The sequence below is a fragment of the Saccharothrix stipae genome (assembly GCF_054781895.1).
Genome location: NZ_BAAGTN010000006.1, coordinates 175577 through 200523, shown reverse-complemented (window position 1 = coordinate 200523; position 24947 = coordinate 175577). Strand labels below are relative to the sequence as shown.

Sequence of the window (24947 nt, the reverse complement as noted above, 5' to 3'; positions counted from 1 at the left end):
ACCAACAGGCGTCCGCTCGGCATATGCGCAGGTCAGATGACATGGAGGCGACCCTCAAAACGTCTACCCAAGTGACGGGTATTTGCCTTTCAGAATTGACAACCGACACCCACCGGACATCGGAGAAACGAAATGAACCCTACTGGAGTACTGGTCAACACACCGCAGCGGTGCGACCATGACCGCGCACTCACCACGACAATGCGCGAACCCGTCCGGGAGGCGGGAGAAAGTGAGGGAACATGACCTCCGCCACCGGCACGCGCGCCGATCGCCGACCGCCGCGGAAACCGGCCCCGGGCCGGCGAACCCGGTCGATCGCCACCGTCGTGGCCCTGGCCGTCGCCGGCACGGCCGCCTGGACGATCACCAGTCAGGAGCCCGACCCGGTCCCGACCACGCACAAGGTCGTCTACGAGGTCACCGGTCCCGGCGGCAAGGCGCCCGCGATCAGGTTCGCCACCGAGGGCGTGAACACCACCGAGCAGGCCGAAGCCGTCGACCTGCCGTGGCGTCGGGAAGTGGTCCTGCCCGCCGGCCCGGGACTGGGCGTGGCCCAGGTGATGGCGACCAACGGCGAGGGCGAGTCGATCTCGTGCACCATCACCATCGACGGCAACCTCGTCGCCAACAACACGGCCAAGGGCGAGCACGCCACCGTGTCGTGCTCGAACATGATCACCCCGGCGATCGGGGGGCGGTGAAGGCGGCGCTCGGCGGCGGGCGGGGTCCGACTGGCTGAACGCGCTCACCTTGGCCGGCCAGGACGGCCTGTGGGGTGTCAGAACTCTGCACTGGCGTGCTGAGCTGTGACGATCCCGCACGCTGGGCCTTCAGGGCATGATCGTGGGGTGTGGCGTCACGGCTGCTGTACCTGATCTTCGTCCGACTCGGTGACTGGCTGGTCCTGCTCGGCCGGTCCTCTGCGGCCAAGGACGTGGAATTGCTGGTACTGCGGCACGAGGTCGCCGTGCTGCGCCGGACCAACCCCCGCCCACAGAAGGACTTGGCCGATCGAGCCGTGCCAGCCGCGCCGGCCGCGCTGGTTCGCCGACTCCCCCGGCGGTCGCGCGAACACCGGTTGGTGACACCGGGCACCATCCTGCGATGGCACCGGCACCTGGTCGCGCGGAAGCGGACCTATCCCAACCGCACCGGACGCCCACCGGTCGATGGTGCCGTGGTGGCGTTGATCGAGCGGATGGCGCGGGAGAACACCGGCCGGGGCTACCGCCGGATCCAAGGCGAACTGCTCAAGCTCGGCCACCGGGTAGCCGACTCGACCATACGGCGCATGCTCAAGCACCTGCGGATCCCACCCGCACCCCGGCGCGACACCGAGTGTTCTCCGTGGTGGAGGTCGCCACCCGCCACGTCCACATCCTCGGCGTCACCACCAACCCCGACGGGGTATGGACCACCCCACAAGCCCGCAACCTACTGATGGGCCTCGGCGACCGAGCCTGCCAGTTCGCCACCTCGTTCCACGCGACCTTCTCCGGCGCAGGCATCCAAGCCGTGAAGATCCCACCACGGTGCCCGCGAGCCAACACCCACGCCGAACAGTTCATCGGCACCGTCAGGCGAGAAGTCACCGATCGCCCGCTCATCATCAACGAGCACCACCTGCGGGCAGTGCTGAACCGCTACGCGGCCCACTACAACCACCGCAGACCAGTCCTCGGCGGCCTGATCAACGAGTACGACCCACAGCAGCCTAACCACAGGTCAGGCCCTGTGGCCGACTCTAGCCACCCCACAGGCACCCGAACGCACCACGACGACCTGGGCGACCTTCCTCCGCTCACAGACCGACGCACTCCTGGCCTGCGACTTCTTCGAGACCCACACAGTGAACGGCACCCGCCTGCACGTGCTCGTGGTCATCGAGCACGCCAGCCGCCGGATCCGCGTCCTCGGCGCCACCGCACACCCCACCGCATCCTGGGTCACCCAAGCCGCCAGGAACCTCGTCATGGACCTCGAAGACGAGGGGCCGACACGCGCGGTTCGTGGTCCGCGATCACGACGGCAAGTTCCCTGCCTCAGACCACGTCTCACGTGGTGGTAGGTGTGTTGACCAGCGGGTGCGGGTGGAGGGAGCTGCCGCCGTCGTTCGGCGTCACCGTGCCCACGGCGCATCGCCGGTTCACCGAGTGGACCAAGGCCGCGCTGTCGCGTCGTCTGCACCAGGCCGTGCTGGACGAGCTCGGCACGTGGGGAGGTCGACTGGGCGCGGGCGATCCTGGACGTCGCCTCGGGCCGGGCGAAAAGGGGCGACATGACCGGTCCGAACCCGGTCGACCGCGGCAAGCCGGGCTCGAAGATCCCGTTGTGTCCGACCGCACCGGACTGCCGTTGGCCGCCGGAGTCTCGGCCGCGAACCTGCACGACAGCCAGCGCTCAAGCCCATGCTGATGGCCGTCCCGCGCGTCCGGTCACGCCTCGGGCCGCGCCGGTTCCGGCCCGCGAAGCTGCACGACGACAAGGCCTACGACATCGACGACCTCCGCCGATCGTTACGCCACCGCGGCATCACCCCGCGCATCACACGCAAGGGCATCGACTCCTCAGCGGCTCGGCCGCCACCGATGGGTCGTCGAACGCACCATCTCGTGGCTGACCGGCTACCACCGCCTGACCATCCGCTACGAACGCCGCGCTGACAACTACTGCACCGTCGCCGCAGCGCTGACCTGCTTCAAACGACTCGCCAAACTGGCCATGTGAGACGTGGTATCAAGCACCACACAGGCTGCTCATCCCGGTTCGATCGGGAGCAGGCCCCGATCGGCCATGACCTCCTTGGCGAGCCGCATGGCGTTCACCGTCCTGGGGAAGCCCACGTACGGCAGGCAGTGGAGGATCGTCTCCACCACCGACTTCGGCTCGACCCCGATGTTCAGCGCCGCGCCGATGTGGAACTTCAGCTGCGACTCGACGCCGCCCAGCGCGATCAGTGCCGCGATGGTGAGGAGCTGCCGGTCCTTCGGCGCCAAGCCAGGCCTGCTGTAGACGTCGCCGAAGGCGAACTCGGCCACGAACCGGCTCAGGTCCGGGGCGATGTCCGCCATCGGCGCGAAGATCGCCTCGTAGCCGCCGCCCAGCGCGTCGATCGCCGCGACTCCCCGGTCGAAGCGCTCGTTCATGCGCTCGCGACAGCCTTGCCGTGCAACTGGGTGAAGTCCAGGATCCGCGTCCAGGCGTCGTCGCAGGCGTCGGCCCACTCCCCGTAGGCGCGGTCGAAGAACGAGTGCGGCGCGCCGTCGTAGACGTGCATCTCGTGGACCTTGCCCGCTTCGGACAGCTCGCTGGAGAACGCGGCGAAGTCCTCCTGGCTGGTGGCCACGTCCGCGCCCGCGATCAGCAGCAGCGCGGGGATGGCGAAGTCGGGCAGCTGGTCCCGCACGTTCTTGGGCTGGCCGTAGAACCCGATGACCCCGGCCAGGTCGAGGTCACCCGCCGAGAGCCGCCAGGACTCGCTGCCGCCGTAGCAGAAGCCGACGGTGAACACCGGGCCCGGGTTGCGCTCAAGCACCCGCTCGACGGCCGCGGCGACGTCGAGGCGGACGTGGTCCGGGGTGACCTCCGGCAGGTACTTCTGCCAGTCGAAATCGTCCCCGCGCACGCCGGTGCCCGCGTTGCGGCCGTAGTAGTCGATGTTGACGGTGTGGAAGCCCGCCTCGGCGAAGCGCTCGGACAGCGACTGGTAGTACGGGTGCACCCCGCGCACGTCGGGCAGGATGACCACGTTCATGCCGTTCGGCGTCTCCGGGACCGCCTCGTACGCGGTGAACACCGTGCCGTCGGACGCGGTCAGCTCCAGCAGGGACGACTCGGCGACGGCGCCTTCGACGGGCGAGGCGGGCGGCCTGCTCTCGGTGCTGTGGCACATGGTGATTCCTCTCGTCACGGGTTTCGCCGACGACGCTAATCAGCGCCGGTCGGACCAGCCACGCCCGACTTTTCCCCGTACTGGCGTTCCTGGGTCCGCCAGTACCAGGACACTCCCTGGTGTCGCGGGTACCCGTACAAACGACGGCAGGCAGGGGCGTCCGCGGCGCTGTTAGCGTCCGGCCATGACCGAGCGAACTGACGTGCTGATCGCCGGGGCCGGGCCGGTCGGCCTCGTGCTGGCCTGTGAGCTGCTCCAGCAGGGTGTCGCGGTGCGCATCGTCGACCGCCGCCCGCGCCCCGCGGCGGTCGGGGGAACCCAATCGCGGGCGATCCTGGTGTGGCCCAGGATCCTGGAGCAACTGCGCCGCATCGGGGTCAGCGACCGCATGGTGGGTCAGGGCCACCTGCTGCCCGGCGTCGACTACTTCTCCGCCGGGCGGCTGCGCGGCACCGTCCACATCGACCGGTTGTCCGACTGCGCCTACCCGTTCGTCCTGACACTGGCGCAGAACGACACCGAGACCATCCTGCTCGATCGGCTGCGCGAGCTGGGCGGCGCGGTCGAGCACGACGTCGAGCTGACCGACATCCAGGAACCGGACGGCGCGCTGTCGGCCGTGCTGCGCCACGCGGACGGGACCACCGAGACCACCCGACCCGGCTGGCTGGTGGGCGCGGACGGCGCGGGCAGCACGACGCGCGGCCTGCTGGGCATCACCTTCGCGGCCGACCCCATCGACATCACCTACGGCATCGGCGACTTCCCGATCGAGGGCACGGTCCCGAACTCCGTGCAGTACTACTACTCCCCCAACGGCATCGGCGTCATCGTGCCGTTGAAGGACGGCCACTACCGCATCGCGGGCAACATCCCGCACCGCGCCGACGGCGAGCAGCGCCCGCCCGCCGAGCTGTTCCAGACGATCATCGGCAAGCGCACCGGCTTGCCGGTGCGGCTCGGCACTCCACTGTGGACGAACTCGTTCCGGCCGAGGTGCGGCGTGGTGCAGCAGTACCGCAGGGGCCGCTGCTTCCTGGCGGGCGACGCCGCGCACGTGGTCAGCCCGGCGGGCGGGCAGGGCATGAACATCGGCCTGCAGGACGCGGTGGAGCTGGGCTGGAAGCTCGGCGGCGTGGTCACCGGCCGGTTCGCCGAGTCGATCCTGGACGGCTACGAGCCGGAACGCCGGGCGGCGGCGCGCCGGGTGGCCGACACCTCGGCTGCCCAGATCCGCTTCGGCGCCGCCCCGACCCGGTGGAAGGCGTGGCAGCGGGACGCCGCGTTCGCCGCCGCATACCGCTTCGGTGTGCTGCAGAAGCGGTTCGCCCCGCTGCTCGCCCAGACCGACTTCACCTACGGCGACGAGGTCGGGCGGCCGTTGTTCCACGGGGTCCGGATGCCCGCGCGGGTGGGTGACCGACTGCCGGTGTTCGCCCCGCCGTCGGTGTTCCCCGGCCTGCCGAGCTTGTCCTCGCACGACTTCACCGTGCTGCTGTGGCCCGGGGACGTCGCGGCGGCGCGGTGGCCCGCGACGGCGGCCCCGGTCCGGGAGGTCCTGTCCGATGACTACGCGGTGCACGACTTGGCCCCGGTGTTCGGCAGGCCCCGGCACGCCCTGCGCAGGCTGCTGGGTTCAGCACCCTCGATCGTCGCCGTGCGTCCGGACGGGCACATCGCGTGCATGGTGTCCCCCGACGACGTTGGCGTCCTGGTGGACTACCTGAACCGCACCCGGGGGCCCGGCCTCCAGGTCCAGGTCGACACCGCGCTCGCGAGCCGCTGACGGCAACGGCAAAGGGGGGAACGGCGCCGTGAACCGCTCCTCCCTTTGCCGTTCATCACGCCTCGTCCCGGTCCCAGCCGGCGAGCAGCCGCAGCGCCACGTCGGCTTCCGACTCCGGTTCGGCGGTGAAGACCACGAGTAGCGAGCCCGACTCGTCGGGCTGGCGGAAGGTCTCGTAGTCCAGTGCGAGCGCCCCGACCAGCGGGTGGCGCAGCCGCTTGACGCCGTGCGTCCGGTAGGCGATCGAGGGCTCGGACCACAGCCTGCTGAACTCCGCGCTCTTGATCGACAGCTCACCGATGAGCCGGGCCAGCCGGGTGTCGTCGGACCGGGTCCGGCTGGTGAGCCGAAGGTACGCGCACGTGGTCCTGGCGATGTCCTCCCAATCGGCGAACACGTCGTCGGCGGCCGGATCCAGAAACACGAACCGGGCCATGTTGCACTGGTTGACCGGTTTGTCGACGAGCGCGGAGAAAAAGAGCCCGGCGAGGTCGTTCCAGGCGAGCACGTCCATTCGCCGGTCCGTCAGGTAGGCCGGGCCCGTCTCGATACCGGCCACCGTCCTGGCCAGCGCGGCGCGCACCGCGTGGACGGGCAAGCTCGCGACAAGGGTGCCCAGGTAGGCGCGCTCGGCGTCGTCCAAGCGCAGGGCGGCGGCGACCGCGTCGAGCACGCTGTCCGATACCTGCCTGGTCCGACCCTGTTCCAGGCGCACGTAGTAGTCGCTGCTGATCCCCGCCAGCTGGGCGACCTCCTCGCGGCGCAGGCCCGCGACCCAGCGTCCGGCAGACCGCTCGGGCAGCCCGGCGTCCTCCGGTCGCAGCCGCGCGCGGCGCGATCGCAGGAATTCCCGGAGCTCGGCACGTTGGTCCATACCTGCCAGTATCGACCACGACCGCCCATTCTTGGGTGGTCGTGCCAATCCCAGGATAACGCAAACCAGGAATAGGCGTCCCTTGTTGCCAGACTGACCACGGCCGGACACTGGGCGCGATTCCACCCTATTCCCTCTCGCATTGTGGGGCACACCTATGTCCGAAAACCTCGCCATCCGGCCGGGCCCGGCGCAGCCGGACACCGGTAGGCGCGCGGGCCTGCTGCTGGCGATCCTGCTGGTCGCCCAGTTCACCGTCGCGCTGGACTTCTCCATCCTCAACGTCGCCCTGCCCGACATCGGCGCCGGGCTGGGCATGTCGCTGTCGGACCTGCAGTGGGTGGTGACCGTCTTCGCCCTCACCTCGGCGGGTTTCACCCTGCTGTTCGGCCGGGTCGCCGACCTGCTGGGGCGCCGGCCGATGTTCCTCGCCGGCGTCGTGCTGCTGGGCGTGTCCTCGTTGCTGGGCGGGCTGGCCGACGACGTCACCACGGTGCTGGTCGCCCGCGTCGGGCAGGGGCTGGCCACGGCGGTTCTGGCGCCGGTGGCGATGGCGCTGCTGACCACGTCGTTCCCAGAGGGTCCGCAACGACAGCGCGCGATCGGGCTCGGCGGGGCGATGCTGTCGGCGGGCTTCACCGTCGGCGCGGTGCTCGGCGGCGTGCTGACCGGCCTGCTGAGCTGGCGGTGGGCGTTCCTGATCAACGTGCCGCTGTGCCTGGTGGTGCTGCTCGCCGCGCCCGTGCTGATCCCGAGGAACCAGGAGCGCGAGCGGGCTCGGCTGGACATCGGCGGGACGCTGACCATCACCACCGGCCTGGTGGCGCTGGTCTACGGCGTCACGTCGGCCGGGCACAGCGGCTGGGCCAGCGCCACGACGCTGGTCCCGCTGGCCGTCGCGGTCGTGCTGCTGGCCGCGTTCTGGCTGATCGAGCTGCGCGTCGAGCAGCCGCTGGTGTCCCCGCGCGTGCTGCGCCGGTCCACGGTCAAGTGGGGCAACGCGGGCGGCCTGCTGACGTTCACCATGTTCAGCGCGGTGATCTTCCTCATGACGCTGTACCTGCAAGAGGTCCTCGGCTACTCGCCGCTGGTGACCGGGTTGGCCTTCGGCGTGCAGGGCGTCACGGCGTTCTTCGCCGGGGTGTTCGCGCCCAAGCTGATCGGCCGCTTCGGGTCCAGTCGTGCCACCCTCGTCGGCGGCCTGGTCCTGCAGGCCGCGGCGACGGGCGCCCTGCTGCTGGCCGGGGACAGCCGGGACTCGCTCGCCCTGGTCGTCATCGCGACCGCCGTGGGCGGGTTCGCGCACGTGCTGAGCGTCGTGTCGTTCATGGTGACCGCGACGTCCGGGCTGTCCAACCAGGAGCAGGGCCTGGCCACCGGCATGACCTCGCTCACCCAGCAGGTGGGCATCACCATCGGCATCCCGATCATGAGCGCGGTCGCCACCGCCCGCATCGATGAGCTCTCGGCCACCGAGCCGCGGGCCACCGCGGTGCTCGGCGGTACCAGCACCGCGCTGGCCGTCGACGCGCTGATCGTGCTGGTGGGCGCCATCGTGATCGGCCTCGCCCTGCGCCGCGCCGCCCGCGGGTGAGCGGCCAGGCTGGGCCACCCCCGCGCCGGGGGGTGGCCCAGCTGGTACTGGCAGACCCAGGCTGGATCCCACGATGTCGGGCACACTGGGGACATGGCCGATCACAACGAGTTGGGCCGGTTCCTCAAGTCCCGGCGGGCGCGCCTGAGCCCTGAGAAGTCGGGCATCGACGTGCTGACCCGCCGCCGGGTCGAGGGTCTGCGGCGAGAGGAGGTCGCCGCACTCGCCGGCATCAGCGTCGAGTACTACATGCGCCTCGAACAGGGCCGTGCGAGCAAGCCGTCCGACGCCGTCCTCGACGCCCTGGGCCGCGCGTTGGGCCTCGACGACGTCGAGCGCCGCTACCTCGATGACCTGGCCCGCCCGCGGGCAGGCGCGACGCGCGCCCCCCGGGCCGAACGGCCGCGCGCCGAGCTGGTGCAGCTGGTGCAGCTGCTGGACCGCGTACCCGCGCTGGTGCTCAACCACCGTCTTGACGTGTTGGCGTGGAACCAGCTCTCGCCCCAGCTGTTCTTCGACTTCGCCGCGGCGCACCCGCGCGACCGCAACCTCGCCCGGTTCGCCTTCCTCGACGAGGACAGCAAGAGCCGCTTCCCGGACTGGAACGACGTCGCCCGGGCGACCGTCGGCCAACTGCGCCTGGCGGCGGGCAGGCACGCCGACGACGAGGCGCTGGCGACGCTGCTGGGCGAGCTCACGATGAAGAGCGCGGTGTTCCGCACGCTGTGGGCGGGCCGGGACGTCAAGCAGCGCACGCACGGCACGAAGCGCTTCCACCACCCGCTGGTCGGCGAGCTGCCGCTGCGCTTCGAGAACTTCGACATCTGCGGCGAGAACGGGCAGCGGCTCGTGACGTTCAGCCCGGAACCGGCGAGCCCGGCGGCGTCGGCGTTGGAGCTGCTGGCGATGTGGACGTCGCCGACCGCCGACCGCGCGTCCGCGTCCGCCGAGGTCAAGCAGGAGAGCTGAACGTCCGACAGCCAGAGCCAGACAGCGCGAAGGACCCGACCTCCCGCCACCGGTGGCGGGAGGTCGGGTCTGTGTTCGAGCAGTCAACCCGGGGGGAGTGGGACGGCTCGAACGGCGGCCTGGCGTCGACCCGATCGCTGAGACCCCGCGTTGGCGTCGGACATCGGTGCACCCCGGTCCGACGAGGGTCTCGGCCACCCGGAGGCCGGCGGTGCAGCTGCGGCCCGAGCAGGAGGTGACGACCAGGCGGGTCCCTCAACCGCCCGCGTCAGGCCTGCCAGGCCAGCGCGGCGCGGTAGCTGTCCTCGAACATGTGGTAGCGGGTGATCAGGCCGTCCACGACCCGGATGTGCAGGGCGAACCGGCTGGCGAAGACCTTGCCGGTGCGGGTGATCCGGTGCGCGAACTCGCCGAGCACGATCCCGTCCTCGCCGTCGACGATGACCTGCGCGATGTCGAACGCCTCGGTGCTGATGTCCTCGATGGCGATGCGCAGGAACTCGTCGATCGCGGCGGCGTCGGCGCGCTCTCCGGTCCAGGGGACGGACTCCGCGCCCGCCACGGCAAAGTCGGCGCCGGGCGCGAACAGGTCGACCATCCCAGGCCGGTCGCCTGCGCCGAATCGGGTGAAGAACAGGCCGATCGTGTCCGCCGTGTCACGAACGCTCGTCGGTGTGGACATCGGTTCTCCTTGCGGTGTCTGGGAATCAGGCGACGGACAGGACGATCTTGCCGGTCGTGCGGTTGGTCTCGCCGACCTCGTGCGCCTTGGCGACGTCGGCGAGCGGGAAGACGTGCTCGACGTGCACGCGCAGCGCGCCGTCCTCGACCAGCCCGGTCAGCGCGGTGAGCCCGGCGTGGTCGGGCTCGACCAGGAAGGGGCTGACCCGCACGCCGAGGGCGGCGGCCCGCGCGGCCACCTCCGGGCTGACGAGCCCGATGGTGAGGATGAGCAGCCCGCCCGGCTTCAGGCACTCCAGCAGGCCGATGGTGTGCTCACCGCCGAGCAGGTCGAGCACGACATCCTGGTCCCGGACGGTCCGCGCCACGTCGACAGCGGTGTAGTCCAGGGCTTCGTCCACGCCGATACCGGCGAGGAACCCGTGCTTGGCCGCGCGGGCCGTGCCCGTGACGACCGCGCCCCGCGCCCTGGCGATCTGCGCGGCCAGGTGCCCGACCCCGCCCGCAGCCGCGGTGATGAGCACGCGGTGGCCGAGGCGGACGCCCGCGACGTCGACCAGGGTCTGCCAGGCGGTCAGGCCGGCCATCGGCAGCGCGGCCGCCTCGACCATGGTCAGCGCCTCGGGCTTGCGGACGAACTGCCGGGCGGGCGCGGTGACGTACTCGCCGTAACCGCCCGCCCGGCGCGGGAACCACAGCAGGCCCAGCACCTCGTCACCCGGCTGGAACCGGGTCACCCTCGGTCCGGCGTCGACCACACCGGCCACGTCCCAGCCCTGGACGAACGGGTGCGCGCCCAGCGCGCCCGTCGGGAACACCCCGCCGCGGATCTTCCAGTCCACCGGGTTGACCCCGGCCGCGTGGACGGCGACGCCGACCTCCGTCGGCAGGGGCGCGGGCCGGTCGACGACCGCGGTTCGGAACACCGCGTGCGCCTCCCCTGCCGCCGTGGTCAGCATGACCTTCATCTGCTCGGGCATCGTCCGTCCTCTCAGATCCGACCGGGCGGTGCGGCCGACGCGGTCAGGGGTTGGGGCTCGGCGACGGCGGGCACCCGCGCCCAGCCGTGCCGGGTGGCGTGCGCGACCAGGACCGGGTCGTCGCCGACCACGACCGGACGTCCCACCGAGGTGAGCGCGGCGAGGTCGGAGGAGTCGTCGCCGTAGGCGTAGGAGTCGGCCAGGTCGAGGCCCAAGCGCACGGCCAGGTCGTGGATCGCCCGCGCCTTGTGCGCGCCGACCATCGACCGCTCGACCGCACCGGTGTAGAACCCGTCCACCTGCTCGGGTTCGGTGCACACCACCAGGTCCGCCCCGACGAACCCGGCGATCGGGTCGACGCACGCCGGGAACGAGCCGGACAGCAGCACCACCAACTCGCCGTTGTCGGCGTGTGCGCGCAACCGGGCCAGCACGTGCGGGTGGAACAACCCACCCGCGGCGTTCGCCGCGGCGAACCAGCGCTTCCCCTCGTCGGCCAGCTCGGCGACCGAGCGCCCGGCGAAGTTGCGGTAGAACGCGCGATTGGCCTGCTCCCGGGTCGCGCCGCCGGCCTTGAGCCTGTCCAGCGCCGCCATCGCGTCGTGGTGGCGGCGCTCGGGATGTCCGCGCACGGCCAGGTCGTGGTCCAGGAAGCGGAACAGGCTGGTGGTGGTGATCAGCGTGCCGTCGACGTCGAAGAAGGCGGCTCGATCGGCCACGGCTTCAGCGGGTCTGGGCATCGAGGTAGGCCAGCGCCTCGCGGACGGTCTGCTCGTGGTGCAGGTCACCCTCGGGGATCACCGCGCCGAACTCCTTGTGCATCCAGAGCGCGACCTCCATCAGGTGCAGCGAGTCCAGGCCGATCTCCTCGAAGGTGTGGTCGAGGTTCAGCTCGGCGATCGGCACCTCGGCCTTGGCCGCGAAGACTTCCAGGATGCGCTCGTTGACGGTCAGTTCCATTGTGGTTCCTCCTTGTTCTCAGCCGGGCGTGATGTCCGGCCACTCCAGCGTCACCGCACCCCACGTCGCGCCGCCGCCGAAGGCGGTGAGCAGGACGCGGTCGCCCGGTGTGATGAGACCGGCGCCCGCGGCGTCGGCTAGGGCTATCGGGATGGACGCGCCTGCGGTGTTGCCGTACTTCCCGACGTTGACGAACGCCTTCTCCTGCGCCAGCCCCAGGTGCTCGGCCACCGCGTGCAGGATGCGCGCGTTGGCCTGGTGACCGACCAGCCAGTCGACGGTGTCGGCCGACCAGCCCGTGCGGGCGAGCACGGTCCGCGACGACTCCGTCATGCGTTGGACCGCCTGGACGAACACGGCCTTGCCGCGCATGTCCATGTGGCGGCGGGTCCCGTCCTTGTCCCGCGACCCGCCCGACGGCACGATGATCAGGTCCGCGAGCGCGCCGTCGCTGCCCAGGTCGAAGCCGAGCAGCGCGCCGCGCTGGGACTGCTCCCCCGCGGTCAGCACGACCGCGCCCGCGCCGTCGCCGAAGATCGGCGCGGTGTTGCGGTCGCCCTGGTCGATGATCGTGGTGAACGCCTCCGCGCCGATCATCAGCACCCGCTCGGCCAGTCCCGTGGCGATGAGCCCGCCCGCGCTGGCCAGCCCGTAGAGGAAGCCCGAGCACACCGCGGCCACGTCGTAGGCGGCCACCGTGCCCAGGCCGAGCCTGGCCGCCACGGCGGGCGCGGTCGCCGGGCAGGGGTGGTCGGGGGTGGTGGTGGCCAGCACGACCGCGTCGACGCCGTCCACTCCCGCCGACTTCAGCGCCCGTTCACCGGCCGCCACGGCCAGGTCGCTGGTCGCCGTGCCCGGGTCGACGACGCGGCGTTCGCGGATGCCGGTGCGGGTGCGGATCCACTCGTCACTGGTGTCCATCCGGGCGGCGAGCATGTCGTTGGTGACGACCCGATCGGGCAGCGCGGACCCGATCCCGGTGACGACCGCGGCGCGCCCCATCACGACGCCTGGCCGACGGCCCACGCGCGGTCGGACTCGATCGTCATGTCGACGGCCCGGTACTCCTCCTGCGCGCGTTCGATGGCGGTGTTCACATCGGTGACGGTCGAGAACCCGAAGATCTCCACGATGCGGTCGAGGCGCTCGGTGAGCGTGCCGCCCACGACGTGGCGCGGGATGCCCAGTTCGTCGATGGCGGCGGCGATGCCCTGGTCGGCGAGCGTGCGGAAGCGCTCGTTGACCGGCCGGTGGCCGTCCTTGGCCAGCTCCAGCTCGTTGGGCAGGTGCACGAACGCGTCGTAGGTGTCGCGCACGTGCTGCTTGATGGCGACGCCGAGCTGGTCCATGACCTGCTCGAAGAACAGCATCTCGGGCGTCTTCTCGACGGTCTGCGTGTCATCGAGGTGGACCGACTCGTTGGGGTTGATGCCGACGATCACCCGGACGGAGCCGTAGAGCCACTCCTGCAGGGACGACCCGTCGGAGATGAACCCGTCGGTCAGGTGGCTCTCGTGCACGACGCGCTCGACGTGCCTGCGCACGATCAGCTGGATCAGCTCGGCGCCGTTGCACTGCTCGAGCGTCTTGCCGGGCACGGCGAAGGGCAGCAGTTCACGCATGGTGCGGGCGCGGGTGCGAGGGACGCCGATGTAGTGCGAGAGCGCGTAGGAGGTCAGCGTCTTGCCGGATGAGTAGGTGCCGGAGATGGCGAGCTTCATCGATGGTCCGTTTCAGTTGGCCGACGGGAGGGCGTGGGCGACCGCGCAGGTGAACGTGATGCCCGCGAGGTCGGTGACGATGTCGGCGGTGCGCCAGCGGCCGCCGTCCATGTCGATCAGGCCGGTGTTGGTGAGGGTGGTGATCAGCGGTAGGGCGTCCGCCATCGGGCGACGCGGGTGGACGACGTCCAGGGTGGTGGACCGCATCCACAGCGTGTTGCTGTCGCCCCGGCGCATGGAGTCCAGTTCGTAGAGCAGGATCTGGGCCAGCTGCAGCCCGGTGGCGAAGGCGTCGACCATCGTCGGGGCCGGGTGGTAGGCGCCCTCGATGCCCTGGTCCGCGCTCGCCTGCGCGAGCCTGACGGTGCCCGCCGCGCGCAGACCGTCGACGGTGAGGGCGTCGATGCTGTGCTCCGCGGAGGTGAAGCCAGAGCCGTAGTAACGCCCCTCGGCCGGACCGAGGACGTCGTCCGGGCCGGAGAGGGTGGACTGTCCGGTGTGGACTTCGCCGCCCGCGTGCACCACCTCGCAGCGCACCCGCATCGCGCCGACCTGACTGTCCACTACGGACACCGTGCCGGCTGCGCCGGACTCGGTCCCGCGCAGCCGGGCGCCGACGGGCAACGCGTCCAGGTCCTCCTCGGGGCGCTGCCCCGCCCGTATCTTGACCCGGCGCACCCACATCGCGCGGTGCGCGGCCGGGTCCGGGCGGAACGCGGTGACCAGGCACAGTTCGGCGAGCTGGACGCCGAGCAGGATCGCGTCGATGGTGCTCAGGTGCGGCCGCAGGTCGATGCCCGCCGCCTTCTTGGACCAGTCGGCCGGGTAGGTGAGCCCGACCGTGGTGCCGACGGTCGCGTCCGCGCCTCCGCGGACGGCCACCGTGACCGGGTCGAAGGTGTAGCCGACGCGGCGGTACCCGGTGGCGAAGAAGCGCTTCGCGCCGTCGCCGAGGTAGTCGTCCACGGTCACGCGCTGGAGGATCTGATTCGTCATCCGGGCAGTCCAATCGCCGAGAACGGGTTCACCACACTGAGCACACTGAGAAACATGGGATGAGCGGACTTAGTCACCCATTGGACCCCGCTCGCCGAAAAGCTAACACGCAGAGTCATCACACAACCTGCGTTGGTTTGTACGTGTACCGCCAAACGAGTACTTCCAGCACCATGGTGATCTGGCTGACATCGAATAGCGGACGGTCCGTCGCGGGTGTGCACACTGGACCGTCCGATTCCCCACTGTGGAGGGTCCGTCATGGCCACAGACCTGTTCCCGGTCCGCGTCCACGCCGACTACCAAGCCGAGCAGCTCATCACCAAGCTCGGGATCACACTCGTCGAATGCAGGCCCGGACGGGTCGTCGGCCGGATGCCGGTGGCCGGGAACCGGCAGCCCGTCGGCATCATGCACGGCGGCGCGAACGCGGCACTGGCGGAGACGCTGGGCTCGTTCGCCGCCTGGCTGCACGCCGGGGACGGCGGACAGGTCGTCGGCACCGACCTGTCCTGCACCCACCACCGCTGGATCGCGTCCGGACTGGTGACCGGGGTGGCGACACCCCTGCACGAAGGCCGCTCCAGCGCCACCTACGAGATCGCGATCACCGACGACGCGGGCCGCCGCACCTGCACCGCCCGGCTGACGTGCGCCATCAGCAGGCCGGTCCGCAAGCGCTGATCACCGTCCACACGGGACATTGATCGCCTCGGCGACCACTGACGCGGTCAGCCCCGGCCGCGGTCCGCCCACCAGGGTCAGCACCGCTTCGTCGACCGCCACCACCCCCAGGCCGTGCCGGGGGTGCGGGGACGGCGGCAGTGCCGACCACGAGTCGGTGCCGGCCGAGTACACCTCCACTTCGGCGAAGGTATTGGCGCCCTCGCCGCCGATGACCACCGCCATCCCTGGACACGGTGAGGCGGAGCCGAGACCGCTGCGCGCGGTCGGCAGTGGCGGAAGCGCGGACCAGGTGCGTGCCGCGGGGTCGTAGACCTCGTGCGCGGACAGGTTCCGGCCGACCCGGCCGCCGAAGGTGTGCACCCGGCCGTCGACGGCGGTCCCCGCCAAGTGCTCACGCGGCGTCGGTGGGCCTGCCGCCGCGGACCAGTGGTCGGCCGCGACGTCGTAGACCAGCATGTGGTCGGCCACTCCGCCCGGCCCGATGCCGCCCACGACGAACACCCGGCCGTCCAAGGCGACCGCCACGCCCGCCGCGCGCGCCTCCGGCATCGGTGCCAGCGCGGTCCAGGCATCCCCGTCCAGGCGGTACACCCCGGTCATCGGATCGCGGTCGGCGTCATAGCCGCCGAAGACGTACGCCGCGTGCCCGACGGTGGCGGACATGGCGTGGTGCGCGCCGACCGGCAGATCCGGACCGGTCCGCCAGCGGTCGGCGGCGATGTCGTAGACCTCGGTGAGCGGCAGCGGGGTCCAACTGTCGATCATCCCGCCCACCACCACGACCTCACCCGCCACCCGGGTGGCGGTGACCTCGGTCCGCGGCGTCGGCGCGTCCGCCAGCGCCCGCCACTGCGGCGTCGCGGGTGTCGTCGCCGTCGTCGGAGACGGCGGGGTCGCGGTTGTGGACGGGATGTCGGCGGGCGGGGTGTAGGCGGGCAGCGGCGGCGGCGGCGCGGCGCAGGCCGCGGCCAGCAGGGCGACCGCGAGGAGCGGGCGAAGGCGCATGGTGGACTCCAGGCGGGGCGGGCTTCACCGTCCAGTCTCCGGTTCCCGGTGCCGCGCTGCCTGGTTCTGTTGTTACCAGTACCCCGGGACCGGGGATCGACAGCGGTCTGGCTGCCCACCGCTCTCGCGGGCACGGTGGAACCATGACGATGCGGATGCGCGCCGGCGCGGGCATGTCGAGCGGGATGGTGACCTTGTTCGCCGTCGCCGCGGGTCTCGCGGTGGCCAACATCTACTACGCGCAGCCCCTGCTGACCTCGATTGCCCGCGAGTTCGGCGTCGGGAGCGGCTCGGCGGCGCTGCTGGTCACGGTCACCACCGCCGGGTACGCCGTCGGGTTGGTGCTGGTCGTGCCACTGGCCGACATCCGCAACCGCAGGCGGCTGGTCGTCACGCTGCTGTCGGTCGTCGCGGTCGTGCAGGGCTGCTCGGCGGCCGCACCCGACCTGACCACTCTCACCGCGCTGTCGGCCGTGCTCGCGGTGAGCGCCGTGGTCGCGCCGATCATGGTCGCGTTCACCGCCACCCTGGCGAGCCCCGACCAGCGCGGTCGGGTCACCGGCTCGGTGATGAGCGGAGTCCTCGTCGGCGTGCTGCTGGCCAGGACCGGCGGCGGACTCATCGCGGACTGGGCGGGCACCTGGCGCGCGGTCTACGCGACCGCGGCCGTCCTGATGGTCGCGCTCGCCGTGACCCTGCACCGGACCCTGCCCGATGTGGCCGTGGCGGACCGGATCAGCTACCGCGACCTGCTCCGCTCCGTGGTGTCGATCGTCCGGGAGGAGCCCGTGCTGCGGTTGCGGTGCGTCTACGGGTTCCTCAGCTTCGCCGGGTTCAGCGCGCTGTGGGCATCGATGGCGTTCCTGCTCACCGCCCCGCCGTATCTGTTCGGTGAGTCGCTGATCGGCGCGTTCGGCCTGCTCGGCGTGGTGGGCGCGGTCGCGGCGCGGGTCACGGGGCAGTTCGTCGACCGGGGCTGGGAGAAGGCGACGACCGGGGTCCTGCTCGTCGTCGTGCTGGTCAGCTGGGGCGCCATGGCGCTCGGCCGCGGCCACTGGCTCGCCGCGCTCGTGGTGGGCGTGATCGCGCTGGACCTGGGCGTCCAGGGCGTGCAGGTGGCCAACCTCGCGGCCGTCTACCGGCTGCGCCCGGAGGCGCGCAACCGCATCACCATGGCCTACACGGGTACGTACTTCTTCGGCGGCGCGGTCGGGGCCGCCGTCTCCGGCGCGGCCTTCGCGATGGGCGGCTGGCTCGCCGTGTGCGGGGCCGGGGCGGTGTTCGCCGCAGCCGCGTTGGCCGTTTGGTGTACGCGTGAGTAGCCAATCATCGGATGGGTTTCATGAGGAGGAATCACAAACGCAGATAAAGGTCCACACCATTCCGCCGGACCCGCTGACAACAAGCGGTCACACCTAGCACAATCTCTTGACATTTACCAGATGTGCGGACATGCTCGCTGACATGGGTAGATCAGGGGGCACTAGCCGTAAACGTGAAGAGTTAGGCCATTTCTTACGCACCCGGCGGTCGCGACTAAGACCTGAGGATTGCGGATTGTCCGTTTCCACTGGAAAGCGACGTACGCCCGGACTGCGCCGGGAGGAGGTTGCCGTGCTGGCGGGGATCGGCACGTCCTGGTACACGTGGCTGGAACAGGGCCGTGACATCAACGTATCCGAATCGGTCGCGCGCGCCATCTCGTCGGCCCTGCGGCTGACCGAACCGGAGAAGCGGTACCTCTACCAACTGCTCGGCATCACCCCGCCCCCTCACAACGCCGTGGACGGCCACCTCGGCATGGATCTGCGGCAGCTCGTCGACGAATGGATGCCGAGTCCCGCGCTGGTGATCGACAGCCTGTGGAACTTGATCTGCTACAACACATCGGCAGCGCTCGTGTACGGTTTCACGAAATCGGATACGAATTTGCTTGTGAGCTTCTTCACCGACACCGATATGCGGTCTCGCTATGTCGACCCGCACTGCACCGCCGAACTCGCCGTCGCCCAGTTCCGCACGGGCGCGGCGGCTCGCTACGACGACCCCCGGTTCACCGACCTGGTCGCCACCCTGTGCGAGCACAGCGACGAGTTCGCCACCCTGTGGCACGGCCACGAAGTGCTCGACGCGCGGCTCAAGGCCAAGGAACTCGACCACCCCTACGTTGGCAGGCTCAACTTCGAGATCCAGTCCTGGCAACTCGACGGCCTGGACATCCGCCTGTTCCTGCACGTGCCGTGCAGGCTGTCGGGAACCAGGGACAAGCTGACGCAGCTGCTGCGCATGCGCGAGCCCATCCTCGCCTGAGCCGGATCTCGAACTCGCGGTCGCGGGTCGATGGTGACCTTGTGCCTGCCGAGACCGTATCCCCGCAGGTTGCAGGCTTTTCTGGGCACAAGTGCCCGAGAGGATGATCGATGTGGTCGTGGTCTGCGGCGACATCGATCGACGCGGCAGGATGGCCGGTCGCGCTGCTCCGACCGGCCATCCTGAGCGTGACCAACGCGTTCACCTTGCTGCGCCTGCTGCCCATGTGCGACCGGGACAAGGATGTGGAGATCCTGTGGGGTTCCAGAAGTCGGCCGTATCATCTGACCTGCGCTTCAGGCTGCTGCAGGTTCGTACTCGTTGATCAGGCCACCGCGGACCGGGCGGCCTCACATCGAGGTGCAGTCCGGCTCGGCGTCGATGGCGGAGGAATCCGCATCGACATGCAGCTCGGCTGTGTGATCGGTCGGCCTGGTCGTGATGGCCTGGGTCGGCGGGTCCGGTGAGGTCGGCGGTGGTTGTCGCGTTCTCGAGCCGCGGCACGAGCAGCTCGACGTCCTTCACCGCCTCCCGGCCGGGCGAGCACCGGCTGACCCTGTTGTCCGGTCTCCGGATTTGAGCCGAAGCGGCGGATGTCCTGGGTTACGGCCGGCGTCGACCAGCAAGGTCGACGGCTCTCAGAGCCGCCGGACGCGCAGCACGCCGGTCAGCATCGGAAGGGTGAACTGGCCGCGGCCGGTTTCCGGTCTGCCCGCGAGGAAAGCGCGGATCCCGCCGAGCGCGGCCTCCCGGTCCCGTTCCGGCATGACCAGCATCCCGGCGCGCGTCGCGAGTGTCGCGACGAGGGAATCGGCGGTTCGACGCTGCCCGTGCGGGAACTCGGCCTGCTCCGGCGAACCGAACCGGGCGACCAGGCCGGTGTTCGGAAGGTGCATGCCTGCCGTCGCGGCGCGCCAACTGCTCAGCGTGTCACGCGGGCCGATGGCCGCACTCCCGCTGACCCGCTCGAGTCCCGCAACCCAATCGACCCGGTCGTCCAGGACGTTCCACAGACCGGCCAGGACGCCCCCGGGCGCGAGGACCCTGGCCATCTCCGGTCCTGCGACGTCCATGTCGAACCAGTGCAGGGCATTGCCGGCCAGCACGGCATCGACGGACGCGTCCGGCAGCGGTATCGCCTCGGCACCACCCGGCAGGGCCCGGACAGCCGGCAGCGCACGCCGCAGCTCGGTCGACATCGCCGCGTCAGGCTCGACCGCGATGACGTCAGCACCCAGCGCGACCAGTGTGGCGGTCAGCTTGCCGGTTCCGGCCCCGAGGTCGAGCACCCGCGAGCCGGGCGCAAGCTCCAGCGCCCAGCGCACCGCGGCCGGCGCGTAGTCCGGACGGTGCTCGGCATATGCGGCCGCCGCTGCGCCGAACGACGAGCCGAGAAGCAGCCGTTCCTCCACGCGGTCACCCTACCCACCGCGCCCTACCAGCCAAGGCGGACAGTGATCCACAAGTGCGGTCAGAACTGACCGACATCCACGGTCAGAAGTGACCTCCACAGCCAGGTCAAGCCCAGTTCGGGGCCGTTCGCGGACGTTGAGTGTGACAATGCTGGTGAACCTGAGCACCTTCCCCAATTGCAGGCCGACCGAGGTGTAGGTGCGCCGGTCAAGGGGGTGTGGATCGTGGGCGGTGTGTTCGTCAACTACCGCGGTGCGGACAGTCACAGCTACGGCGCCATGGTGTACGCGCACCTGTCGCATCGGTTCGGCGCGGAACTGGTGCTCTTCGATGCCGAGTCGGTCCCGGCTGGTGAGGACCCCGTCCAGGAACTGCTGCGTCGTGTCCGGTCGGCCGATGTGGTGCTTGCGGTGATCGGGCGGGAGTGGACGACCGCACGCGGTGCGCACGGGCGGGCGATCGACGATCCCGATGATCGGGTGCGCCGTGAACTGGTGGCGGCGTTCGCGGCGGATGTCCGGGTGATTCCGGTGCTCACCGATGGCGCGGCACTTCCCACCGCCTCCGATCTGCCCTCGGACATCGCACGACTGGCGCGCTGCCAGGCCCGCCATGTGCGGCACCGCGACCCAGTGAAGGACCTCGGCCGTCTCGCCGACGACCTGGCCGGGCTGGTGCCGGCACTGGCAGCCGCCGAGCGGGGCCAGGCGCACCGCCGGTCTGCCGCGACGGACGTGCTCAACCGGGTCGACGGCGACGTGTCGGGATCGCTGGTGCAGACGGGGTCGATCTCCGGCGGACTTCATGTTCACCTACCCGCCCCCGAGCAGTCGACAGGCGACCAGGTCAGGAGACTGCCCGCGGATACGGGTGCGTTCGTCGGGCGCGTCGACAAACTGGCCGAACTGGCAGCGGCGACCGGCGAGTCGGACCGGGTGGTGGTCGCGGCGGTGCACGGACTCGGCGGGGTGGGCAAGAGCACGCTGGTCGCCCGGTTCGCCCACCTGAATGAGCAACGGTTCTCACCGGTGTGGTGGATGACCGCGGACTCGACGGCAGCCATCGACACCGGACTGGCCGACCTCGCCACCGCGCTGGACCCGGCCTCGGCCGACCGGCCCGCCACGCAACGCACCGAACAAGCGCTCACGTGGCTCGCCGGCCACACCGGTTGGCTCCTGGTACTCGACAACCTGACCACGCCTGCCGACGCCCGGCCCCTGCTCGAGCGGGTCCGGACCGGCACGATCCTGATCACCAGCCGCCACCGAGGCGGCTGGCGCGGCATCACGACGCTCGCCCTGGACGTCCTGACCGCCACCGAGGCGGTCGACCTCCTAGCGCGGACCGTGCGCACCGACTGGCCCGACGCCGACCTGGACGGCGCCGGCAAGTTGTGCACCGAACTGGGGTGGTTACCGCTGGCGATCGGGCAGGCCGGTGCCTACATCGCGCAGAACCGCATCACCCCGGCCCGCTACCACGCGCTGCTGGCCACGTACCCGGCCAGGATGTTCACCGCCACGGCGGAAGGCGGCGACGCGCAACGCACGATGGCCAGGGTCTGGCACGTCACCCTCGACCGGCTCGCCGACACCCCGCTCGCAGGCGAGTTGCTGCGCAGGCTCGCCTGGTACGCCCCCGACGACATCCCTCGCGCACTGATCGACAACCCCGACGACCCGGCGCCGCTCGGCAGGCTGGCCGCCTACAGCATGATCACCCTGGGCGCTGACACGATCGGTGTCCACCGCCTGGTCCAAGCCGTGACCCGCACGCCCGACCCCGACGACCCCCACCGCCGGCCCGGGGACATCGCGAACGCCAGGGACGCGACCGCCGCCACCCTCGCGGGCGCGATCACCGGGAAGGATCACCGGCTGCCGGCCGACTGGCCAGCCCTGCGGACGATCCTCCCGCACGCACGGGCGCTGCTCGACCGCGCCGGCCCGGAGAGCGATACCGAGCCGTACTCCGTGCTTGCCAACAACCTCGGCGCTTACCTGCGCGAGCACGGTGACACCGCCACCGCCGTGGCGTGGGCCACCCGCGCCGCCGACGGCCACGAGCGCCGCCACGGCGTCGACGACCCCCGCACGCTGACCTACCGGGACAACCTGGCCAGGGCCTACCTCGCGGAAGGCGATCTGGCGCAAGCGATCCCGTTGTTCGAGACCACGCTGGCCCGGCGGGAACGAGTGCTGGCCCCCGGTGATCCGGACACCCTCGCCTCGCGGAACAACCTGGCCCATGCCTGCCTGGTGGCGGGCGACCTGAACCGGGCGATCCCGTTGTTCGAGACACTCGTGGCCGACTCCGAGCGACTGCTGGGCCCCACCGACCCGGGCACTCTCAGCATCCGGAACAACCTTGCCGTCGTGTACCGGCAAGCCGGCGACGTGCCGCGGGCGATCACACTGCTCCAGGCCATCGCCATCGAGACCGCGCAGACGATGGGGCGCGGCCATCTCCACACCCTGCTCGCGTGGAGCAACCTGGCCGACGCCTACGAGGTCGCGGGGCAGCCGAGTCGGGCGATGACCATCTACGAACCGCTCGTGGGCACCTCGGAACGGGAACTGGGACCGGACCATCCCCGCACCCTGCACGCACGGAACAGCCTGGCGTGCACCGTGCGGTCGATCGGTGACCTGCCACGGTCGACCGCGATGTTCGAAGCCCTCGTGGCCGACTACGAACGGGTGATGGGGTCCAGAAACCCGGACACCATGAGCACACGCCACAACCTGGCCATGACGTACCTGTCGGCACAGGACCTGGCGCGGGCGGTCCCGCTGATCGAATCGACGCTGGCCGACCGCGAACAGGTACTAGGACCCGACAGGCCCGAAACACTGCTCACCCGCGCCGCGCTGGCGCAGGCCCACATGTGGGCGGGACGCCTGGACCGGGCGATACCGCTGCTCACGGCAGTACTCTCCGACCAGGAACGAGTTCTTGGGCCGGACAGCCCGAACACACTGGACTCGCTGAATCACCTGGCACGCATGTACCTGGAGGCGGGGAACCTCGATCTGGCGGCCCGGTTCTGTGCCGAGGCACTGACCGGCAGGGAGAAGGTACTGGGCCCGGACCACCCGGACACCCTGATCTCACGGAGCAACCTCGCCTTCGTCCACCACCGCAAGGGTGACCTGGCGGCGTCGACACGCCTCTACGAGGCGACCCTGGCCGGTCAACTCCGGATCCTGGAACCGGGAAACCAGCAGACGATGGCGACACGGAGCAACCTGGCAGTCGCCTACCTGAGCCAGGGCAAACTGGAACACGCGACCACCTTGCTGGAGGACACACTGGCGATTCATGAACGCGAACGGGGCCCCGCCGATCCGGACACCATCACCACGCAGCTCGACCTGGCATGCGCGTACCAGGCGACGGGGCGAAGGGCCGCCGCGTACACGTTGCTGAAGAAGGCGCTCGCCAACGCCGAACGCACACTGGGCCCCGACGACGAACTGACCGTCGACATCCGTTCGGCCATCAACTCCCCGATACGACACCGCTGACCGTGTACCTGCCGACAACTGCTCCATGAGCGATCAGGACAAGGACGTGGAGATCCTGGTGCTGCGGCACCAAATCACCGTGCTGGAACGCGAACTGGGCAACACCCGTCCGCGGTTCTCCTCAGGCGACCGGGCGTTCCTCACGGCACTGCTGCACCGACTTCCGGTCGACACTCTTCGTCGGCGCCGACTGCTGGTACGCCCGGAGACGGTGCTGCGGTGGCACCGAGACCTCCTCGCCCGTCGCCACGCAGCCAGGTCCCGTCCCAAACGGCCCGGCCGACCACCAACCATCCGCTCGATCCGACTCCTGGCACGGGAGAACCCCACCTGGGGCTACCGCCGCATCCACGGCGAACTCCTCGTCCTCGGGATCAAGATCGCCGCGTCCACCGTCTGGCAGATCCTCCAGAACGCCCGGGATCGACCCGGCACCCGAACGCACCACGACGACCTGGACGGTCTTCCTCCGCTCACAGGCCGACGCACTCCTGGCCTGCGACTTCTTCGAGGCCTCCACGTCGCGGCACCCGGCTGTACGTACTCGCGGACCGCCCCCTGGGTCACCCAAGCCGCCAGGAACTTTGTCATGGACCTCGAAGACTCGGGCAGTCCCGCACGGTTCCTGATCCGCGCCCGCGACAGCAAGTTCCCGGCACTGTTCGACGCCCTCCTCGCCGACGCGGGCAACGACTGGGCGGCCAGGAACCCGAGGATCACGCTGCACTTCACGCCCACCTCGGACTCCTGGCTGAATCTGGTCGAAGTGTTCTTCGGCATCATCACCCGCCAGGCGATCCGCCGCAGATCCTTCAACAGCGTCAAAGAACTCGCCGCCGCGATCCGCGGCTTCATCAACGGCTGGAACGACCGCTGCCACCCATTCACCTGGGCCAAGACCGCCGACCAGATCCTGCCCCACACCACCCGTCAACGAACCTCAGACGCGCGACACTAGAGGAAGTAGCGCCAGGCGACGATGTTCGGGACGTTCGTGAGGTCGTGCGGGTCGGCGTTGGGGCGGCTCGGGTCGCAGACCGTCACCCCGAGGTCGTACCTCGTCCTACCCGGCAGGCCGGTATCGACCGGCGCGAGGCAATAGCCGATCTCCTCATTGATCAGCTTCACCCAGCCGTTCTTGCCTCTCGCATCCCAGACGGAGCGATTTCCCGTTCCGCTGCAGGGGCGCAGGCCGACACTGACCTTAGCCGACGGCAGGAACGTGAGGCAATCGCCGGACACCTCGTGCTTCAACTGCAGGTTGTCCGAACCATGCGTGAAGTACCACATCTGGTAATCGATGCCCCCGAAGCCACACCGGTGGAGGTACGCCTCCCCGACTAAGTTCCCGTCCAAGCACCAGCCCGGGTTTCCCACGTTCTCGTAGTGCGTGAATCCGGAAGCAGACGCCGGCCCGGCGCCCACCACGAGACTGGCCGCTGCGAGGATCATCGCGACGCCGAGGGTGCCGAACCTTCTGAGTGCCTTTCTCCCGTGCGTGACCATGACTACTACCCCCGTAGTGTCGGTGAATGGTGGCCCGGTC

At 70.3% G+C, this 24947-nt stretch carries 24 protein-coding genes and 2 pseudogenes; 13 read left to right on the top strand and 13 right to left on the bottom strand.

What is annotated here, in order from left to right; genetic code table 11:
• Window positions 1–242: 242 nt before the first annotated feature.
• The 4 genes and pseudogenes from ACYVLT_RS12730 to ACYVLT_RS12715 form a co-directional block, all read left to right on the top strand.
• Complete coding sequence (locus ACYVLT_RS12730) at window positions 243–704, top strand: MmpS family transport accessory protein (RefSeq protein WP_461120341.1); 462 nt, start codon at window positions 243–245, stop codon at window positions 702–704.
• A gap of 149 nt (window positions 705–853) precedes the next feature.
• Window positions 854–1444 carry a hypothetical protein gene (locus ACYVLT_RS12725; protein WP_461120384.1) on the top strand — a complete coding sequence of 197 codons (591 nt, stop codon included), beginning with the start codon at window positions 854–856 and terminating at the stop codon, window positions 1442–1444.
• Window positions 1444–2418, top strand: coding sequence for an integrase core domain-containing protein (locus ACYVLT_RS12720; protein ID WP_461120380.1), 975 nt, complete (start codon window positions 1444–1446; stop codon window positions 2416–2418). The genes ACYVLT_RS12725 and ACYVLT_RS12720 overlap by 1 nt, the downstream gene beginning before the upstream one ends.
• Window positions 2419–2532: 114 nt before the next feature.
• A pseudogene (locus tag ACYVLT_RS12715) lies at window positions 2533–2730 on the top strand (transposase); the annotation flags it as partial.
• Window positions 2731–2759: 29 nt separating this feature from the next.
• Here ACYVLT_RS12715 and ACYVLT_RS12710 read toward each other — a convergent pair.
• Complete coding sequence (locus tag ACYVLT_RS12710; RefSeq protein WP_360456373.1) at window positions 2760–3149, bottom strand: carboxymuconolactone decarboxylase family protein; 390 nt, start codon at window positions 3147–3149, stop codon at window positions 2760–2762.
• On the bottom strand, window positions 3146–3895 hold the full coding sequence (locus ACYVLT_RS12705) for a dienelactone hydrolase family protein (RefSeq protein WP_461120340.1): 750 nt from the start codon (window positions 3893–3895) through the stop codon (window positions 3146–3148). Before ACYVLT_RS12705 ends, ACYVLT_RS12710 begins: the two co-directional genes overlap by 4 nt.
• Before the next feature lie 184 nt (window positions 3896–4079).
• On the opposite strand from ACYVLT_RS12705, the gene ACYVLT_RS12700 reads away from it, so the two are divergent.
• Window positions 4080–5681 carry an FAD-dependent monooxygenase gene (locus ACYVLT_RS12700; RefSeq protein WP_461120339.1) on the top strand — a complete coding sequence of 534 codons (1602 nt, stop codon included), beginning with the start codon at window positions 4080–4082 and terminating at the stop codon, window positions 5679–5681.
• 55 nt (window positions 5682–5736) lie between these two features.
• On the opposite strand, the gene ACYVLT_RS12695 is transcribed toward ACYVLT_RS12700, so the two are convergent.
• Window positions 5737–6555 carry a helix-turn-helix transcriptional regulator gene (locus ACYVLT_RS12695; RefSeq protein ID WP_461120338.1) on the bottom strand — a complete coding sequence of 273 codons (819 nt, stop codon included), beginning with the start codon at window positions 6553–6555 and terminating at the stop codon, window positions 5737–5739.
• A 157-nt stretch (window positions 6556–6712) separates the two neighbouring features.
• Between ACYVLT_RS12695 and ACYVLT_RS12690 the strand changes: the two genes are divergently transcribed.
• Window positions 6713–8149, top strand: coding sequence for an MFS transporter (locus ACYVLT_RS12690; protein WP_461120337.1), 1437 nt, complete (start codon window positions 6713–6715; stop codon window positions 8147–8149).
• Between the two features lie 93 nt (window positions 8150–8242).
• A complete protein-coding gene (locus tag ACYVLT_RS12685; RefSeq protein WP_461120336.1) occupies window positions 8243–9118 on the top strand; it encodes a helix-turn-helix transcriptional regulator in 876 nt (291 codons plus the stop codon).
• Between the two features lie 268 nt (window positions 9119–9386).
• Here the strand turns inward: ACYVLT_RS12685 and ACYVLT_RS12680 are convergent, their stop codons facing one another.
• From ACYVLT_RS12680 to ACYVLT_RS12650, 7 genes are read right to left on the bottom strand one after another with little or no spacing between them, the layout of a single operon-like run.
• Window positions 9387–9800, bottom strand: coding sequence for a nuclear transport factor 2 family protein (locus tag ACYVLT_RS12680; protein WP_461120335.1), 414 nt, complete (start codon window positions 9798–9800; stop codon window positions 9387–9389).
• Between the two features lie 25 nt (window positions 9801–9825).
• A complete protein-coding gene (locus ACYVLT_RS12675; protein WP_461120379.1) occupies window positions 9826–10758 on the bottom strand; it encodes an NADP-dependent oxidoreductase in 933 nt (310 codons plus the stop codon).
• Between the two features lie 32 nt (window positions 10759–10790).
• Window positions 10791–11519, bottom strand: coding sequence for an HAD family hydrolase (locus tag ACYVLT_RS12670; RefSeq protein ID WP_461120334.1), 729 nt, complete (start codon window positions 11517–11519; stop codon window positions 10791–10793).
• Window positions 11503–11739, bottom strand: coding sequence for an acyl carrier protein (locus ACYVLT_RS12665; RefSeq protein ID WP_461120333.1), 237 nt, complete (start codon window positions 11737–11739; stop codon window positions 11503–11505). Before ACYVLT_RS12665 ends, ACYVLT_RS12670 begins: the two co-directional genes overlap by 17 nt.
• An 18-nt stretch (window positions 11740–11757) precedes the next feature.
• Window positions 11758–12741, bottom strand: coding sequence for a beta-ketoacyl-ACP synthase III (locus tag ACYVLT_RS12660; protein WP_461120332.1), 984 nt, complete (start codon window positions 12739–12741; stop codon window positions 11758–11760).
• Window positions 12741–13460 (bottom strand): AAA family ATPase, encoded by a 720-nt coding sequence (locus tag ACYVLT_RS12655; RefSeq protein WP_461120331.1) that lies wholly within the window; start codon window positions 13458–13460, stop codon window positions 12741–12743. The genes ACYVLT_RS12660 and ACYVLT_RS12655 overlap by 1 nt, the downstream gene beginning before the upstream one ends.
• 12 nt (window positions 13461–13472) lie before the next feature.
• Window positions 13473–14456, bottom strand: coding sequence for an AvrD family protein (locus ACYVLT_RS12650; RefSeq protein WP_461120330.1), 984 nt, complete (start codon window positions 14454–14456; stop codon window positions 13473–13475).
• Window positions 14457–14717: 261 nt separating this feature from the next.
• Between ACYVLT_RS12650 and ACYVLT_RS12645 the strand changes: the two genes are divergently transcribed.
• On the top strand, window positions 14718–15140 hold the full coding sequence (locus tag ACYVLT_RS12645) for a hotdog fold thioesterase (RefSeq protein WP_461120329.1): 423 nt from the start codon (window positions 14718–14720) through the stop codon (window positions 15138–15140).
• Here ACYVLT_RS12645 and ACYVLT_RS12640 read toward each other — a convergent pair whose 3' ends face one another.
• A complete protein-coding gene (locus tag ACYVLT_RS12640; protein ID WP_461120328.1) occupies window positions 15141–16148 on the bottom strand; it encodes a Kelch repeat-containing protein in 1008 nt (335 codons plus the stop codon).
• Window positions 16149–16291: 143 nt separating this feature from the next.
• Here ACYVLT_RS12640 and ACYVLT_RS12635 point away from each other — a divergent pair, with 143 nt between their 5' ends.
• The 3 genes from ACYVLT_RS12635 (at window position 16292) to ACYVLT_RS12625 (ending at window position 18925) form a co-directional block, all read left to right on the top strand.
• Window positions 16292–17470 (top strand): MFS transporter, encoded by a 1179-nt coding sequence (locus tag ACYVLT_RS12635; RefSeq protein WP_461120327.1) that lies wholly within the window; start codon window positions 16292–16294, stop codon window positions 17468–17470.
• A gap of 130 nt (window positions 17471–17600) precedes the next feature.
• Window positions 17601–18458, top strand: coding sequence for a helix-turn-helix transcriptional regulator (locus ACYVLT_RS12630; RefSeq protein WP_461120326.1), 858 nt, complete (start codon window positions 17601–17603; stop codon window positions 18456–18458).
• 188 nt (window positions 18459–18646) lie between these two features.
• Window positions 18647–18925 carry a hypothetical protein gene (locus ACYVLT_RS12625; RefSeq protein WP_461120325.1) on the top strand — a complete coding sequence of 93 codons (279 nt, stop codon included), beginning with the start codon at window positions 18647–18649 and terminating at the stop codon, window positions 18923–18925.
• A 171-nt stretch (window positions 18926–19096) separates the two neighbouring features.
• Here ACYVLT_RS12625 and ACYVLT_RS12620 read toward each other — a convergent pair whose 3' ends face one another.
• Window positions 19097–19870, bottom strand: a complete 774-nt coding sequence (locus ACYVLT_RS12620) for a class I SAM-dependent methyltransferase (RefSeq protein ID WP_461120324.1) — start codon at window positions 19868–19870, stop codon at window positions 19097–19099.
• 225 nt (window positions 19871–20095) lie between these two features.
• On the opposite strand from ACYVLT_RS12620, the gene fxsT reads away from it, so the two are divergent.
• Window positions 20096–23401 (top strand): FxSxx-COOH system tetratricopeptide repeat protein, encoded by a 3306-nt coding sequence (gene fxsT, locus ACYVLT_RS12615; protein ID WP_461120323.1) that lies wholly within the window; start codon window positions 20096–20098, stop codon window positions 23399–23401.
• Window positions 23402–24089: 688 nt separating this feature from the next.
• Window positions 24090–24359 (top strand): annotated as a pseudogene (locus ACYVLT_RS12610) (IS630 family transposase); the annotation flags it as partial.
• Here the strand turns inward: ACYVLT_RS12610 and ACYVLT_RS12605 are convergent.
• Entirely contained in the window at window positions 24356–24907 is a 552-nt protein-coding gene (locus ACYVLT_RS12605; RefSeq protein ID WP_461120322.1) for a hypothetical protein, read from the bottom strand. The pseudogene ACYVLT_RS12610 and the gene ACYVLT_RS12605 overlap by 4 nt on opposite strands.
• Between the last annotated feature and the right edge of the window lie 40 nt (window positions 24908–24947).

Bases quoted from the DNA above. Each gene is read 5' to 3' on its own strand.
- ACYVLT_RS12730 (WP_461120341.1), top strand. From the start codon at position 243: ATGACCTCCGCCACCGGCACGCGCGCCGATCGCCGACCGCCGCGGAAA.
- ACYVLT_RS12720 (WP_461120380.1), top strand. From the start codon at position 1,444: ATGGGCCTCGGCGACCGAGCCTGCCAGTTCGCCACCTCGTTCCACGCG.
- ACYVLT_RS12710 (WP_360456373.1), bottom strand. From the start codon at position 3,149: ATGAACGAGCGCTTCGACCGGGGAGTCGCGGCGATCGACGCGCTGGGC.
- ACYVLT_RS12705 (WP_461120340.1), bottom strand. From the start codon at position 3,895: ATGTGCCACAGCACCGAGAGCAGGCCGCCCGCCTCGCCCGTCGAAGGC.
- ACYVLT_RS12700 (WP_461120339.1), top strand. From the start codon at position 4,080: ATGACCGAGCGAACTGACGTGCTGATCGCCGGGGCCGGGCCGGTCGGC.
- ACYVLT_RS12695 (WP_461120338.1), bottom strand. From the start codon at position 6,555: ATGGACCAACGTGCCGAGCTCCGGGAATTCCTGCGATCGCGCCGCGCG.
- ACYVLT_RS12690 (WP_461120337.1), top strand. From the start codon at position 6,713: ATGTCCGAAAACCTCGCCATCCGGCCGGGCCCGGCGCAGCCGGACACC.
- ACYVLT_RS12685 (WP_461120336.1), top strand. From the start codon at position 8,243: ATGGCCGATCACAACGAGTTGGGCCGGTTCCTCAAGTCCCGGCGGGCG.
- ACYVLT_RS12680 (WP_461120335.1), bottom strand. From the start codon at position 9,800: ATGTCCACACCGACGAGCGTTCGTGACACGGCGGACACGATCGGCCTG.
- ACYVLT_RS12675 (WP_461120379.1), bottom strand. From the start codon at position 10,758: ATGCTGACCACGGCGGCAGGGGAGGCGCACGCGGTGTTCCGAACCGCG.
- ACYVLT_RS12670 (WP_461120334.1), bottom strand. From the start codon at position 11,519: ATGCCCAGACCCGCTGAAGCCGTGGCCGATCGAGCCGCCTTCTTCGAC.
- ACYVLT_RS12665 (WP_461120333.1), bottom strand. From the start codon at position 11,739: ATGGAACTGACCGTCAACGAGCGCATCCTGGAAGTCTTCGCGGCCAAG.
- ACYVLT_RS12660 (WP_461120332.1), bottom strand. From the start codon at position 12,741: ATGGGGCGCGCCGCGGTCGTCACCGGGATCGGGTCCGCGCTGCCCGAT.
- ACYVLT_RS12655 (WP_461120331.1), bottom strand. From the start codon at position 13,460: ATGAAGCTCGCCATCTCCGGCACCTACTCATCCGGCAAGACGCTGACC.
- ACYVLT_RS12650 (WP_461120330.1), bottom strand. From the start codon at position 14,456: ATGACGAATCAGATCCTCCAGCGCGTGACCGTGGACGACTACCTCGGC.
- ACYVLT_RS12645 (WP_461120329.1), top strand. From the start codon at position 14,718: ATGGCCACAGACCTGTTCCCGGTCCGCGTCCACGCCGACTACCAAGCC.
- ACYVLT_RS12640 (WP_461120328.1), bottom strand. From the start codon at position 16,148: ATGCGCCTTCGCCCGCTCCTCGCGGTCGCCCTGCTGGCCGCGGCCTGC.
- ACYVLT_RS12635 (WP_461120327.1), top strand. From the start codon at position 16,292: ATGACGATGCGGATGCGCGCCGGCGCGGGCATGTCGAGCGGGATGGTG.
- ACYVLT_RS12630 (WP_461120326.1), top strand. From the start codon at position 17,601: ATGCTCGCTGACATGGGTAGATCAGGGGGCACTAGCCGTAAACGTGAA.
- ACYVLT_RS12605 (WP_461120322.1), bottom strand. From the start codon at position 24,907: ATGGTCACGCACGGGAGAAAGGCACTCAGAAGGTTCGGCACCCTCGGC.